13 protein-coding genes are annotated in these 14,128 nt (G+C 67.1%); 10 read left to right on the top strand and 3 right to left on the bottom strand.

Going from position 1 to position 14,128, the window contains the following annotated elements; translation table 11 throughout:
- Nucleotide 1: 1 nt before the first annotated feature.
- From AC5P7F_RS18355 to AC5P7F_RS18345, 3 genes are read right to left on the bottom strand one after another with little or no spacing between them, the layout of a single operon-like run.
- A complete protein-coding gene (locus tag AC5P7F_RS18355) occupies nucleotides 2-694 on the bottom strand; it encodes a Rossmann-fold NAD(P)-binding domain-containing protein (RefSeq protein ID WP_164076852.1) in 693 nt (230 codons plus the stop codon).
- A 13-nt stretch (nucleotides 695-707) separates the two neighbouring features.
- Nucleotides 708-1,382: a ChrR family anti-sigma-E factor gene (locus AC5P7F_RS18350; RefSeq protein ID WP_049405290.1), complete on the bottom strand. Its 675-nt coding sequence runs from the start codon at nucleotides 1,380-1,382 to the stop codon at nucleotides 708-710.
- Entirely contained in the window at nucleotides 1,379-2,002 is a 624-nt protein-coding gene (locus AC5P7F_RS18345) for a sigma-70 family RNA polymerase sigma factor (RefSeq protein ID WP_014647131.1), read from the bottom strand. The genes AC5P7F_RS18350 and AC5P7F_RS18345 overlap by 4 nt, the downstream gene beginning before the upstream one ends.
- A 134-nt stretch (nucleotides 2,003-2,136) precedes the next feature.
- Here AC5P7F_RS18345 and AC5P7F_RS18340 point away from each other — a divergent pair, with 134 nt between their 5' ends.
- The 10 genes from AC5P7F_RS18340 (at nucleotide 2,137) to AC5P7F_RS18295 (ending at nucleotide 13,956) form a co-directional block, all read left to right on the top strand.
- Nucleotides 2,137-2,904, top strand: coding sequence for a hypothetical protein (locus AC5P7F_RS18340; RefSeq protein WP_164076851.1), 768 nt, complete (start codon nucleotides 2,137-2,139; stop codon nucleotides 2,902-2,904).
- An 81-nt stretch (nucleotides 2,905-2,985) separates the two neighbouring features.
- On the top strand, nucleotides 2,986-3,936 hold the full coding sequence (locus tag AC5P7F_RS18335; protein ID WP_164076850.1) for a fatty acid desaturase: 951 nt from the start codon (nucleotides 2,986-2,988) through the stop codon (nucleotides 3,934-3,936).
- A 1-nt stretch (nucleotide 3,937) separates the two neighbouring features.
- Nucleotides 3,938-5,215 carry an NAD(P)/FAD-dependent oxidoreductase gene (locus AC5P7F_RS18330; RefSeq protein WP_049439856.1) on the top strand — a complete coding sequence of 426 codons (1,278 nt, stop codon included), beginning with the start codon at nucleotides 3,938-3,940 and terminating at the stop codon, nucleotides 5,213-5,215.
- Entirely contained in the window at nucleotides 5,212-5,979 is a 768-nt protein-coding gene (locus AC5P7F_RS18325; RefSeq protein WP_014647127.1) for a DUF1365 domain-containing protein, read from the top strand. Before AC5P7F_RS18330 ends, AC5P7F_RS18325 begins: the two co-directional genes overlap by 4 nt.
- Nucleotides 5,976-7,235, top strand: a complete 1,260-nt coding sequence (locus AC5P7F_RS18320) for an SAM-dependent methyltransferase (RefSeq protein ID WP_041863424.1) — start codon at nucleotides 5,976-5,978, stop codon at nucleotides 7,233-7,235. The genes AC5P7F_RS18325 and AC5P7F_RS18320 overlap by 4 nt, the downstream gene beginning before the upstream one ends.
- A 1-nt stretch (nucleotide 7,236) precedes the next feature.
- Entirely contained in the window at nucleotides 7,237-7,782 is a 546-nt protein-coding gene (locus AC5P7F_RS18315) for a DUF2878 domain-containing protein (protein WP_069116852.1), read from the top strand.
- Nucleotides 7,779-8,564, top strand: coding sequence for a DUF1295 domain-containing protein (locus AC5P7F_RS18310; RefSeq protein ID WP_164076849.1), 786 nt, complete (start codon nucleotides 7,779-7,781; stop codon nucleotides 8,562-8,564). Before AC5P7F_RS18315 ends, AC5P7F_RS18310 begins: the two co-directional genes overlap by 4 nt.
- Complete coding sequence (locus AC5P7F_RS18305) at nucleotides 8,561-9,634, top strand: SAM-dependent methyltransferase (RefSeq protein ID WP_100450030.1); 1,074 nt, start codon at nucleotides 8,561-8,563, stop codon at nucleotides 9,632-9,634. The genes AC5P7F_RS18310 and AC5P7F_RS18305 overlap by 4 nt, the downstream gene beginning before the upstream one ends.
- 8 nt (nucleotides 9,635-9,642) lie before the next feature.
- Complete coding sequence (locus tag AC5P7F_RS18300) at nucleotides 9,643-10,176, top strand: lipocalin family protein (RefSeq protein ID WP_032961066.1); 534 nt, start codon at nucleotides 9,643-9,645, stop codon at nucleotides 10,174-10,176.
- 306 nt (nucleotides 10,177-10,482) lie between these two features.
- A complete protein-coding gene (locus AC5P7F_RS18295; protein WP_164076848.1) occupies nucleotides 10,483-13,956 on the top strand; it encodes a DEAD/DEAH box helicase in 3,474 nt (1,157 codons plus the stop codon).
- Nucleotides 13,957-14,128: the final 172 nt, after the last annotated feature.

Here is a 14,128-nt window from a genome sequence, read left to right as displayed (position 1 = left end):
GTCAGGCGGACGCATCGCGCATGCCTGCCGCGATCCGGTTGATATCCGCGCACTCGATCGTGGCCGGCGGGTTTTCTCTTCCGGCCAGGGCGATCATGGCCATGCCCAGCGCCAGGTTGCTGGTCATCAGCGAGGGCGCGAGCGCACCGGCCAGTTTCATCAACGGTGCGCCGCCCCAGTACAGGGGTTTCAACAGGGCATGCCGGGTACCTGTCCCCGGCACCGGCCGGACCCCGCCCGGACGCAGCATCACCGCGCGCAGCGGCAGCGCCTGCAACGCCCGCTCGGTCTCGCCCTTCACCCGCAGCGGCATCAGCCGGCTTTGCGGGTCCGCGCCTGCGCCGGAGACATACATGAAGGACCCCTGCGGATTCACCGCAGCCCAGGCGCGGGCCACTGCCAGTGTGGTGTCCAGGGTCACGCGCCGGTACTCGGCCTCGGCAGTGCCAACCGGTGGCGCACCGGCACAGTAGAAGCATGCGTCGTACCCGGCCAGTTCATCACGCTGCGCGTCGATGTGCAGGAAGTCCGGGACCACCCGTTCGCTGCCGGGTCCGCGCAGGCTGCCCGGGCGCCGCACCAGCGCGGTCAAGCCGGCAACCTGCGGCGAACGCTGGCAGGCCAGGGCAACGCCCTGCCCCACCAGGCCTGCAGCGCCGGTCAGGAGAATCCGCAATGTCCGTGCCTGAGCCATGGCCAGGGCCGCACTAGAGTTTCACGAACCGCTGGATCTTGCGCGCCAGCCACCCGCTGAACACCAGCGGTGCATCCAGCGCCGACACGCAGATGCACGGCACCCCCGGCGCGGTCACCGGCTGATGCTCCACGTCTTCATCCAGGTCCGCCACGTCGCCGGGTGCGAACAGCCCCAGCGCATCGTTGTAGGAACCGCGCAGGATCTGGGTCAGCTCGCTGCGGCCATGGCTGTGCATGGGCAGGCATTTGCCCGGGGCGATCTTCAGCATGATCAGCGAAGGCATCTGCTCGGCACGGATGCAGTGCACGCCGGGTGCCATCCAGCGCCAACGCAACCCACTGAGCGATGCCCCGAAGTAGGGGTGCAGCGAGGCAGGCAGATGGTCCGGGTCGGCCTCGGGCCGCTCCTTCGGCACGGGACGCGCGGCCTGGTCCATGGCAATCGGCATTTCCGCAGCCAGCTGCATCAGCATGGCCTCGCGCAGCTGTTCGCGGCGTGGATCAGGCGCGGGCGGCTGGGTCTGCTCGAGCAGCACCGAGCCGATCGCCTCGGCCTCGCGCAGGCGCTGGCGGCAGTGCGGGCACTGCTCCAGATGCGTACCAGCGACCACGCTCAGTGGCGTGGGCAGCGCGCCTGCGGCATAGCTCATCAACGTCGATTCGTGCAGGTGGTGGCGCGGGTTCACAGCGCACCTCCCACTTTGGCCTGCAGCTGCAGGAACGCGCGCCGCAGATGCGACTTGACCGTGCCCAAGGGCATGCCGATCGCCTCGGCGATCTCGCTGTGGCTCTTGGCCTCGAAATAGGACATGCGCACCAAGCGCGCCTGCACGGCGGGCAGTTCGTTGATGCGCTGGCGCAGCCGGGCCTGGTCGGCAAACTGTTCGGCGCTGCTGCGTTCGATCACATCCAGGGTTGCTGCGTCCTCGACGGCTGCCTGCACCTGCATCCAGCTGCGCTCGCGGCGGATGCGGTCAATGTGCAGGTTACGGGCGATGCGATACAGCCACGTGCTCAGCGCGCCCTGCGCGGGATCGAAGTCGGCCGCGCGCAGCCATAGCCGCAGCAGGCTCTCCTGCGCCAGTTCCTCGGCCACCGCGTCAGGCACGCCCAGGCCCCGCAGGTATACGCACAGCCGCGGCATGAAGTAATCATAGATCCGCATGAAACAGTCGCGGTCACGAAGCCGTGCCACGCCGTCCATGTCACCGGCCCAGTTCGTCGGCTCGCTGCTCGGCTGCTGGGAACTGGACACGATGCGTGCGGTATCGAAGTTGAGGGGGTTGCTGGCGGCGTCAGGGTACATCGGCGTTCGCGGCGGGCGGGTGAAGGTCTGTCCTCTGTACGCGCAGGGGCCGTGATTGGATGCAGCCGCTGCAGACGCATCCAACCGCCCATCCCCGCCGTATGACCTCAGCCCTCCTTTCCCGGATGAACGCGATGCGTACCGCCTGGCTGCTGCTGTGCCTGCCCCATGTCGCGCTGGCCGCGCCCTGGCTGCGAAGCGAGGGGGTAGCAACGTCGTCGCGCGGCGACCTGCTCTACCGCGAGGTGCACTGGCGACGCAATGCGGCCGAGGGTGCCGAGCGCTGGGTGCTGTACCAATGCGCGGACGGGCGGCCTTTCGCCCGCAAGCACCTGCCGGCCAGCGCGGACCCACAGGCGCGCGGCTATACCTTGGAGGACCGGCGCAGCGGCCAGAAGGCCGACGTCGAGGCCGCCAGCGGCAGGGTCTCGATCGCGTGGAAGGAGGATGCCGGCAGCCCACCGGTGCAGCGCGAGCTCGACCTGCCGACCGGCGCGGTCATCGACGCAGGGTTCGACGCGGCGGTGCGCCTGCATTGGCAGGCGCTCATGCGCGGCGAGCGTGTGACCCTTCCCTTCCTGGTCCCAGCGCGGCAGCGCTACTTCCCGGTGCAGGTAAGGCGCATCGGCCCGCAGCGCTGGCAGGGGATCGATGCGCAGTCGATCGAGGTCAGCCTGGACACCTGGTACGGCGGCATCGCGCCACGCCTTGCGCTGGTATACGCCAGCGCTGACCAGCGCCTGCTGGAGTTCCGTGGCACCAGCAACCTGCGCGATCAACGCGGTGCCTATCCACAGGTGACGGTGCGCTTCATCGCCGCAGCGGCTGGTCGCCCCGCCAGCGAATGGCAGCAGGCCTGGGCGCAGCCGCTGACAGATCGCTGCACCGTTACGGCCAGGTGAAATCTAAATTTCCTGCCGCGCTCCGCATCCAGTGGGCCTTCTGCCGCGTAGAGGAAGACACGAAACCCGCCGAGATCCGCCATGGCCTCTGTAGCGCCCCTCCCCCGTCGACGCTGGCGCCTGCTGCGCACGCTGCAGCGCTGGTTCGATACCGGCAACGCCGCAGAGGCCACCGGCGAGCGGCCGGGGCGGATCGACTGGGTGCGCGCCGTGCCCTTCGCGCTGATGCACCTGGCCTGCATCGCAGTGATCTGGGTGGGCATCTCGTGGACAGCGGTGATCGTGGCTGCAGCACTCTATGCGGTGCGCATGTTCGCCATCACGGCGTTCTACCACCGCTACTTCTCGCATCGCACCTTCCAGGCATCGCGGCCGGTGCAGTTCGTGTTCGCGGTGATAGGCGCCTCCAGCGTACAGCGCGGGCCGCTGTGGTGGGCCGCCCACCATCGCCACCACCACCGTCACGCCGACCAGCCGCTGGACCCGCACTCCCCCCGTGAGGGCGGCTTCTGGCGCAGCCACATGGGCTGGTTCCTGACCCGCGAGGCCTTTGCCACCGACCTGTCGCGGGTGCCCGACCTCGCGTGCTACCCGGAGCTGCGCTGGCTGGACCGCTTCGATACGGCTGTGCCGGTACTGCTGGCCGCAGCGCTGTATGCACTGGGCGCCGGGTTGGAGCGCTGGGCGCCAGGCTTGCATACCTCCGGCTCGCAATTGCTGGTGTGGGGCTTCTTCATTTCCACGATCGTGCTGTTCCACGCCACGGTCACCATCAATTCGCTGGCCCATCGCTTCGGTCGCCGCCGCTTCGAGACCCGCGATGACAGCCGCAACAATCTCTGGCTGGCGCTGCTCACCTTCGGCGAAGGCTGGCACAACAACCACCACTTCTTCCCGGGCACCGTCCGCCAGGGCTTTCGCTGGTGGGAAGTGGACCTGACCTGGTATGGACTGCGCGCGATGGCGGCGCTTGGGCTGGTCAAAGGGCTCAAGCCGATTCCCGAATGGGTGCTGGCCAAGGCGAGGTACTGACATGCGCATCGCGATCATCGGTTCGGGCATTGCGGGACTGGCCAGCGCCTGGTGGCTGGACGGCGAACACGACGTCACGCTGTTCGAGGCCAACGACTATCTGGGCGGCCATACCCACACCCACGACGTGCAGGTGGATGGCGTCCGCATGGCGGTGGACACCGGCTTCATCGTGTTCAATCCCCAGCACTACCCGCTGCTGACCGCACTGTTCGACGAGCTGGGCGTAGCCTCGCAGCCGACCACGATGAGCTTCTCGATGCACAGCGAGCGCAGCGGCGTGGAGTACAACGCCACCTCGCTGGATGGCCTGTTCTGCCAGCGCCGCAACCTGGTGTCGCCGCGGTTCTGGGGCATGCTGGCCGACCTGCGCCGGTTCTACCGCGATGCCCCCCTGTTGCTGGCAGAAGACGAGGGCCCAACGTTGGGGCAGTACCTGCGCAGCCAGCGCTACGGCGATGCCTTCATCGACGAGCACCTGCTGCCGATGGCCTCCGCGCTGTGGTCGTCCCCGACGGCCACGGTGATGGACTTCCCGGCGCGCTATCTGGCCCAGTTCATGGCCAACCACCAGATGCTGCAGATGACCGGGCGTGCACCGTGGCGGGTGGTGAGCGGTGGATCGGCCCGCTATGTCGACGCCCTGCGCGCCCGCTGGCGGGTGCATGAGCGGCTGGAGTGCCCGGTACAGTCGGTCGAGCGCATGCCGTGGGGCGCTCGCGTGCACAGCGCGGCCGGCGTGGAAGGCTTCGATGAGGTCATCCTGGCCTGCCACAGCGACCAGGCCCTGGCGCTGCTGCGTGACGCCGACCCCATCGAACGCGACGTGCTCGGCGCCATCCGCTACCAGGCCAACGAAGCGGTGCTGCACACCGACGCGTCATTGCTGCCGCGCAACCGCAAGGCGTGGGCGGCATGGAATGCCCATGTGCCCCGCGACCCTGCTGCGCCCTGCACGGTCAGCTACTGCATGAACCAGCTGCAGGGCCTGCCCGGCAGCACGCCCCTGGTGGTCACGCTCAACCGCAGCGAAGCAATCGACCCGGGCAAGGTGCTGCGCACCCTGCATTATGCGCACCCGGTGCACGACCATGCCGCAGTGCGCGCGCAACAGCGCTGGGCCGAGCTGCAGGGCCGCCGCCACACCTGGTTCGCAGGCGCCTATTGGGGCTGGGGCTTCCATGAGGACGGCATCCGCAGCGCCCGCCGCGTGGTCGATGCACTGCGCACCTGTGAACCGCACCACGTCATGGCGGCTCCCGGCGAGGTGGCCGCATGAGCGCCAGTGCGCTCTACTTCGGGCAGGTGGCGCACCGCAGGCACCTGCCACACCCGCATGCGTTCCGCTATCCGATCGCACAGCTGCTGCTCGACCTGGATGAACTCGACAGCGTGTTCGCCGGGCGCTGGCTGTGGTCGATCAATCGCCGCAATCTGGCCGAGTTCCGTCGCAGCGATTACTTCGGCGATCCCGCGCGGCCCTTGGCCGATGCAGTGCGCGACCACGCTGCATCAACCCTGGGCTACCGGCCCACCGGCCCGGTCCGCCTGCTCACCCATCTGCGCTTCGCCGGTCACGTGTTCAACCCGGTCAGCTTCTACTACTGCTACCGGGCCGATGGCAGCACGCTGGACTGCATCGTCGCCGAGATCACCAACACACCCTGGAAGGAACGTCACGCCTACGTGCTGCCGGTCGCAACGGCCACGCAGGAAGGCACCTCGCTGCGCTGGCGGTTCGACAAATGCTTCCATGTCTCGCCCTTCATGCCGATGGATTGTCATTACGACTGGCGGTTCAACTGCCCTGATGAGGACCTGCGCGTGCACATGCAGGTCTGGCGCGACGGCGCGCGCCAGTTTGATGCCACCCAGGTCATGCAACGACACCCCCTGGATGGCCGCGGGCTGGCCCGCGTCCTGGCCTGCTATCCACTGATGACCACCCAGGTGGTGGCCGCCATCCACTGGCATGCGTTGCGGCTGTGGCTGAAACGCAATCCCGTACACGACCACCCTACCCTTGCCGAGAAACCGCGATGAATTCGATGATTCCTTCGGTCGCGCTGCCGCGCCCCGGCGCATTGGATGCCTTCCTGCGCCGCCGCCTGCTGGCCCAGCTCGCCCCGATGCGCGACGGCCGCCTGTGCGTGCGCGACGCGCTGGGCGAAGTCTGGTTGGGCGATGCCCGCGGTGAGCTGCATGTCACCGTCACCATCGAGGACCCGGCGTTCTATCGCAAGGTGGCGGCCCAGGGCAGCGTCGGCGCCGGCGAAAGCTACATCCATGGCGAATGGCGCTGTGACGACCTTGTCGCCCTGATACGGCTGCTGGTGCGCAACCGCGATCTGCTCGACAGCATGGAACACGGCCCGGCGCGCGTGGGAGGCTGGCTGCTGCGCGGCTGGAACCGCCTGCGCCGCAACAGCCGCGAAGGCAGCCGCCGCAACATCGCCGCGCACTACGACCTCGGCAACGACTTCTTCGCCCTGTTCCTGTCACCAGACCTGATGTATTCCTCGGCCCTGTTCGCCGAAGAGGGCGAGTCGCTGGAATCCGCCTCGCGGCGCAAGCTGGACCGCATCTGCCAACAGCTGCAGCTCAAGCCGGGCGACCGCGTGGTGGAGATCGGTACCGGCTGGGGTGGTTTTGCGCTGCACGCGGCGCAGCACTACGGCTGCCACGTCACCACAACCACGATCTCCGCCGAGCAGCATGCACTGGCCAGCGAGCGCGTCCGCGTCGCCGGGCTGCAGGACAAGGTCACGCTGTTGATGCAGGACTACCGCGACCTGCAGGGCCAGTTCGACAAGCTGGTATCGATCGAGATGATCGAAGCCATCGGCGCCGAATACCTGGACACCTACATGGCAACGCTGCAGCGCCTGCTCAAGCCCGATGGTGTCGCCCTGCTGCAGGCCATCACCATCGAAGATCACCGCTACGAGCAGGCACGGCGCAGCGTCGACTACATCAAGCGCTATGTGTTTCCGGGCAGCTTCATTCCGTCGATCAACGCGATCATGGCGGCCAAGACCCGATCCAGTGACCTGCAGCTGGTCGCCCAGCAGGATTTCGGTCACTCCTACGCACTGACCCTGCGCGCCTGGCGCCAACGCTTCCTTGCCCAGCTGCCCGCTGTGCAGGCACAGGGCTTTGATACGCGCTTCTGCCGGATGTGGGAGTTCTACCTGGCCTATTGCGAGGGCGGCTTCCTGGAGCGTTCGATCGGCGTTTCGCATCTGCTGCTGGCGCGCCCCGGGCATCGTCCCGCTGGCGCATCGGGTCAAGGCGGCTGAGGTGCGCCGGTTCTGGGCCAATCTGCTTGGCAACCAGCTGGTCTGGCTGTGCGCCGTGGCCGGCGCCGGGCGCGGCTGGCAATGGCCGGCGCTGCTGGCAGCGTCGCTCTACATCGGCAGCCAGCTGCTGACCTCGCCGCAACCTCGGCTGGATCTTCGGCTGATGCTGTTGGCGATGGCCTGCGCGTGGCTGGTCGACGCCAGTGCCGCCGCCAGCGGCACCGTACGCTACGCCGCGGCCCCGCTGGGCTGGACGCCGCCCCTTTGGATCATGGCGTTGTGGGCCGCGTTTGCGATGACGCTGACCACTTCGATGCGCTTCCTGCTGCGCCACCCTGCCCTGCCAGCCGCGTTCGGCCTGCTGCTGGCCCCGCTGGCCTATCTCTCCGCAGCGCGCGGTTTCGATGCGGTTCGATTCACTGCGCCGCTGTGGCAGGGCCTGCTGGTGCTGGGGGTGGGCTGGAGCATCGCGCTTTCGCTGCTGTGCATGGCCGCTCGTCGCGGCTCCCGCACCATCCCACCGCCCTTGGCCGGAGCGCCGTCATGATCAATCTGGTGTGGGTACTGCTGTATGCCGTGCTGGTGATGAGCTGGGGCTGGGCCTGGCAGCGGCGCCACCGCAACATCGGCGTGGTCGATGTGCTCTGGGCCAAGGGCGTGGGTACTTCGGCCCTGTTGCTGGCGTGGCTCGGCGATGGTGCGGCGGCGCCACGCATTGCACTGGGCGTGCTCGGTGGCCTGTGGGGCAGCCGACTGGCACTGCACCTGTGGCATCGGGTCCGCCACGAACAGGAAGACGGTCGCTACCGTTATCTGCGGGATTACTGGCAAGGGCATCAAGCCAAGATCTTCGGCTTCTTCATGGCCCAGGCACTGCTGGTCGTGCTGTTCGCCCTGCCCTTCGTCGCGGTGGCTGCCAATCCACAGACCAGCATGACGTTGTGGGTCGTGGCCGCCGCACTCGTCTGGCTGCTGAGCGTCGGCGGCGAGAGCCTGGCCGACCATCAGCTGGCCCGGTTCCGCGCGGATCCGGCAAACCAGGGTCGCACCTGCCGCGCCGGGCTCTGGCGTTACTCCCGCCACCCCAACTACTTCTTCGAGTGGCTGCACTGGTTCAGCTATGTCCTGCTCGCGGTCGGCTCGCCGCTGTGGTGGCTGGCGTGGTCCGGCCCGCTGCTGATGTATGTGTTCCTGCGCTACCTGAGCGGCATTCCGTTCACCGAAAAGCAGGCGCTGCGCAGCCGCGGCGACGATTACCGCGCCTACCAGCGCAGCACGCCGATGTTCTTCCTCTGGTTCCCTCGTCCTTCCAAGGAGCATTCCGCATGAGCGCGATTCCGTCACTGACCCCGGCCGACGACGCGGAAACCGGGCTGATCGCCTGGGCCGAACGCGGCCTGGTTCCCGATGCCGCGCTGCGCGCCGGCATCCGTCGCCTGTGCGCGCAACGCCTGCACGAGGAAATGCTGGGCGGTATCGAAGCACAGTCCGCACGCTTCGGCCGTCGCATCGCCGAGCTGGCCGACAGCCCGCTCGCGCTGCATACCGACGCGGCGAACCGCCAGCACTATGAGGTTCCGGCGGCCTTCTTCCAGGCCTGCCTGGGCAGGCGCCTGAAGTACAGCAGCTGCTACTACCCCACCGGGCGCGAAACGCTGGACCAGGCGGAGGACGCCATGCTGGAGCTGTACGGCCAGCGCGCCGGACTGGCCGATGGCCAGCAGATCCTCGAACTGGGCTGCGGCTGGGGTTCGCTGACCCTGTGGATGGCCGAGCGCTATCCCACCGCCGCGATCACCGCCGTGTCCAATTCGCACAGCCAGCGCCAGCACATCATGGCGCAGTGCCAGGCCCGGGGGCTGCACAACGTCGAGGTGATCACCCGCGACGTCAACCAGCTCGAGCTGCCAACCGCACGCTTCGACCGCTGCGTCTCGGTGGAAATGTTCGAGCATGTGCGCAACTACGAGCGCCTGCTGGCGCGCATCAGCCAGTGGTTGAAGCCCGACGGCGCGCTGTTCGTGCACATCTTCGCCCACCGCACGCTGATGTACCCGTTCGAGACCGAGGGCGGCGACAACTGGATGGGCCGCCATTTCTTCACTGGTGGCCTGATGCCGGCGGCCGACACGCTGCTGCATTTCCAGCGCGACCTGCGGCTTGACCAGCGCTGGTTGCTGGACGGCACCCACTACCAGCGCACGGCCGACCACTGGCTGGCCAACCAGGATGCAGCACGCGAGGCGGTGATGCCGGTGCTGGTCGCGACCTACGGCCAGGCCGCCGCGAAGATCTGGTGGCAGCGCTGGCGCATGTTCTGGATGGCATGCGCCGAGCTGTTCGGCTACGACGACGGCCAGCAGTGGCTGGTCGCCCACTATCTGTTCCGCCCCCGTTGAGGTGTGACATGCGCATGCGCTCGCTGCTTCCCCTGCTGGCATTGAGCCTGTTTGGTTCCGGCTGCAGTTCCACCGATACCCGTCCCCTGCCCCGCCCGCCCTCAGTGGACGTGCCACGCTTCATGGGCGACTGGTATGTGATCGCCCACATCCCCTCATGGCCGGAGCGCGAAGCTTTCGACGCGGTGGAGAGCTACGCATTGAAGCCCGACGGGCGCATCCAGACCACGTTCACCTATCGCAAGGGCAGCTTCGACGCCCCCCAGAAGTCGATGCACCCTGTGGGACGGGTCGAGAAGGACGGCAACGGCGCCATCTGGGGCATGCAGTTCATCTGGCCGATCCAGGCCGAGTATGTGATTGCCTGGCTGCGCGATGACTACGGCCAGACCATCGTCGCGCGCAGCAAGCGCGACTACGTGTGGTACATGGCACGCACGCCACAGGTGTCCGAGAGCGACTACCAGCAGGCCGTGCAGCGCATCGCGGCCATGGGTTACGACACCGCAAAGCTGAGGCGCGTGCCGCAGTCGGTGCGCTGAGCCAGCGGTCATCCCCACGCAGCACCTGCTGACGGCAGGGCGTGTCGACATCTGCTTGCGCCGGATGTCGCATTCATCACCGCTGCCGCATCGTTCATCCGGCACGCGCGCAGCCGCTGCCAGACCCGTGCGTACAGCGACGCCGCCCCTGCCCTGCCTGCAGTAGCTGGCGCCGGGGTCGCGAACACTCAAGACTCGACCGCGGCGGCCGCTAATGGCCAATGCAGGGCTGTGCGCGCCGGCCACAATGGCCGACGAAGGGTGCATTCCGGTCGTGGCCGATTTCACAATGGAAGGAACAGGCAGTTGAAGGAAGAACGACGCAACACGTTGCAGGCCAGTCATCGCGCGATCCTCAGCTTCTGGCACAGGGTTGAGTTCTTCATACCCTACGATCTGCAGGGCCAGGTCCTTGAGTCGAAGGACGCGGACTGGAGCGTACGGCAGCTGTCCAGGGATCAGCTCGAGCGATTGGACCCGAAGGATCTGTGGTCCCCACCCCTGCCATTCGGTCGCAGGCTGAGCGGATTCGATGTCTACCTCGGCATATTCGACAAAGCCCAGCTGGCCGATATCACCCAGCGGGTACTGGCTGAGACGCCAAGCGGAGACGAGTCGCTGGAACAGGACGAACGGGCCGAACTGGAAGGCCTGACCTGCGCGGCCAGCCTGCGGGCAAGCGCCGAGGGCGTGCTGCAGCTGGGTGAAATCTCGGTATCGACCGTTCCGTGGGCACTGGGCACGATCTCCAGGCGTGGCTTGCAGGGCCTGGACTTCGACGCCTTCCAGGCAAGCCTTGAAGCACTCAAGCGCGACGTAGCAACGTTCCGCAGCGCCGCTGCCACCCCCGCCGGACAGGGTGAGGGCCCAACGCCCTGCAGCCCCGACGACCTGTTGCGCCTGCTCGACATCCTGTGCAACTGGTCGGGTCATGACCCTTCCGCGGGCGACGCGTCCGCTCCGCTGCTGGTCATCCGGGCGAAAAGCGTTGAAGACAAGCCGAAGCCGGAACGGGCAGCAAAAGCCACACCCCCAGGGCCGGACAACGAGCCAACGGCGGAAGCGGACGACGCCGAGGACGACGAGGCCCAGCCCGAAGAGGACGCGGAGATCAGCATCCTCAACAGTTTCTTCGTCGAGGATATCGCGCGGGCCATCGGCGCACTCGACCAGGGCAAGGCCAGTGCGCCGCTACGCGCCTATCTGAGCCCATTGCCTGAAAGCCGACGCGAAGACCTTTACACCCCAGAAGGCCATGCGCTGATTGCCGACCGGCTGCGCCCGCGCCACATCAATCGGGGCCACTGGCCCGGCGATCCTGCACACACGATGAGCCTGATGCAGCAGTTCGCTGTGAACAGCATCTTCGAGCAGGTGCGCGATTCAGGCATCTTCTCGGTCAATGGCCCGCCCGGAACCGGGAAGACCACGTTGTTGCGTGAGGTCTTCGCTGAGAACATCGTGCGGCGTGCACGTGCATTGTCACAGTACGCGACGCCAGCCGCTGCGCTCGGCCCAGCCCGCGAAGTGAACTTCGAAGGTGAGAAGCCGTGCAGGGTCTCGCCACTGAAGGCCGACCTGACCGGCTTCGAGATGGTGGTCGCATCGTCGAACAATGCCGCCGTGGAGAATATTTCGCGTGACCTGCCGAAGAGCCGGTCACTGGGCAAGCCCGGAGGGTCGCGCTGGCGCAACAGCACAGGGGACGTGACCTTCGACTACCTGCGGCCACTGGCCCGCAACCTGCTCGAATGGAACGGCAGGGGCGCCTATGAACGACCGGCGGCAGACAGCGATGCCTGGGGGTTGATCAGCTGCGCGCTGGGCAGGAAGGCCAACCGCGAGGCACTTGTGCGGGCCATCAGCAGGAGCGCCCCAAAAGATGGCAAAACCCCGAAGGGCTACGACCGCGCCCGCCACCAGTCGCTCTGGGAGTGGCGGGACAACCCAGCAGCCATGAGCTTCCAGCAGGCCAGGCAGGCGTTCGGCAAGGCCGATGCGATCGTCAATGGCCTGGTCGAAAAGCTGGATCGGCTTGCCTCGCTCAGCCGTGAAATCAGCGGCAACGATGAGGAGAGCTTCTGCCGGCAAACGACTTCCCAGCTTCGCGATGCACAGCGCGCGCATGAGGAAGCTGCACAGCAGTGCCGTGCACTCGAGGGCCAGCGCAGCAGATCCGATGAACAGCTCGCCCTGCTCAAGGCGCAACGCACCCTGCTCAGGGAAGAGAAGCCTGGCTGGTGGGCCCGCATCTTTGACCGGCAGCGCGCGCACAGCCATGCGGCCGCAATGGTGCAGAACGCAGATCATCAGCACCGATGGACCCAGCGCGGGCTCGAACTCGGGACGCAATGTGATACGGCGCAACAGCACCTGGGCCAAACCGCGAGCACCCTGGCCGAGGCATCGGCCGCCGCGCAGGCACGGGCGCAGCAATGGGCTGGAATGACGCAACAGCTCGAACAACTGAAAGCCAAATTCGGCACCGCGTCCCATCCCGCCGACGCGGCCGAACTGGAAGATCAGGACTGGCAGATCAAGGGAGTCTGGAACAGCGAGCAGCTCAACGAGCAGCGCGCCAATCTCTTCGTGGCGGCACTGCAGCTTCACCAGGCCTGGCTGCACGAAGTGGTGCAGAAGGGCGGCGGCTTCGCCCAGAACGTCATTGCACTGTGCCACCTGCTGAGTGGCAAGCGGCTGCAGGAGCCACGCGATGCGCTGGCCATCTGGCAGAGCCTGTTCATGATCGTGCCGGTTGTCTCCAGCACGTTCGCCTCGGTCGCACGCCAGTTCCGACATCTGGGGCCGGACTCGATCGGCTGGCTGTTCATCGATGAAGCTGGCCAGGCCGTGCCGCAGGCGGCAGTCGGTGCACTGCTGCGCTCCAGGCGCGCGGTCGTGGTGGGTGATCCGCTGCAGATCGAGCCGGTGTTCACCGTGCCGGTCAAGCTGCTGCAGGCGCTGGGCCGAACCAGCGCACTGCCCGCAGGCGTGAACGTCTCGCCCGACAAGACCTCCGTACAGGTACTGGCCGACGAGGCCAACCCGCTCGGTGCCCGCATGGAGTCCGGCGGCTCGCCGCTCTGGATCGGCAGTCCGCTGCGCGTGCATCGTCGCTGCGTCGAACCGATGTTCTCCATTGCCAACACGATTGCCTACGAGGGGAAGATGATCTTCTCCAACCCCTGGGAACCCAGTGCGGCGCGGCCACCCGCCGACAGCCTGGACATCGGCAGCAGCGCCTGGGTACACGCCCCCGGCCGCACCAGCGACAAGCAGGTCGTGCCGTGCCAGATCGACCTGGTGCAGCAGGCGTTGGCCGCGCTCTACCACAGCACCGGAAGCCTTCCCCCGGTCTACATCATTTCGCCCTTCAAGCGCATCAAGAATGCCCTGCTCGAGCGACTGCGGAGCCAGGACGCCTGGCTTGGCCCGGATGCCCCACCCGGCACGCAGGCGCCACGCACCACCGAACTGCGCACGTGGTGCAGGGAGCGCGTCGGCACCGTGCACACCTTCCAGGGCAAGGAGGAAAGCATTGTCTGGATGGTCCTGGGCTGCGACACGGACACGGTGGGCGCGGCGCACTGGGCCTCCAGCAAGCCCAATCTGCTCAACGTCGCCGTCACCCGTGCCCAGCACCGCTGCTTCCTGATCGGAGACACCGCACTCTGGGGCGGCCTGCGCCACTTCTCAGACGCCCATGCCAAACAGTTGCCCCGCATCACCCCGGCGCAGTTCCTGGGTCGCATGTCGATCCCCCGCGTGCAGACTCGATAGCCCTGCCCTGCCCTGACGGCGTCAACCAGTCAGGTCAGGGGCGCAGGGTCACGCCGGCGTGACGCGTCACATTAATGGTTCCGGCAGCCACGACGGGACGCCTGCAGCACCCCATCCATTTACGTCACGAATGCGTAAGCCCCGGCCGATCAACTGCATCCATCGATCTTTA

Source organism: Stenotrophomonas sp. YJH_SMC_105-26, from assembly GCF_059368915.1.
Note: the sequence above shows the minus strand (reverse complement) of the source record. Positions and strands in the feature narration are given on the sequence as shown.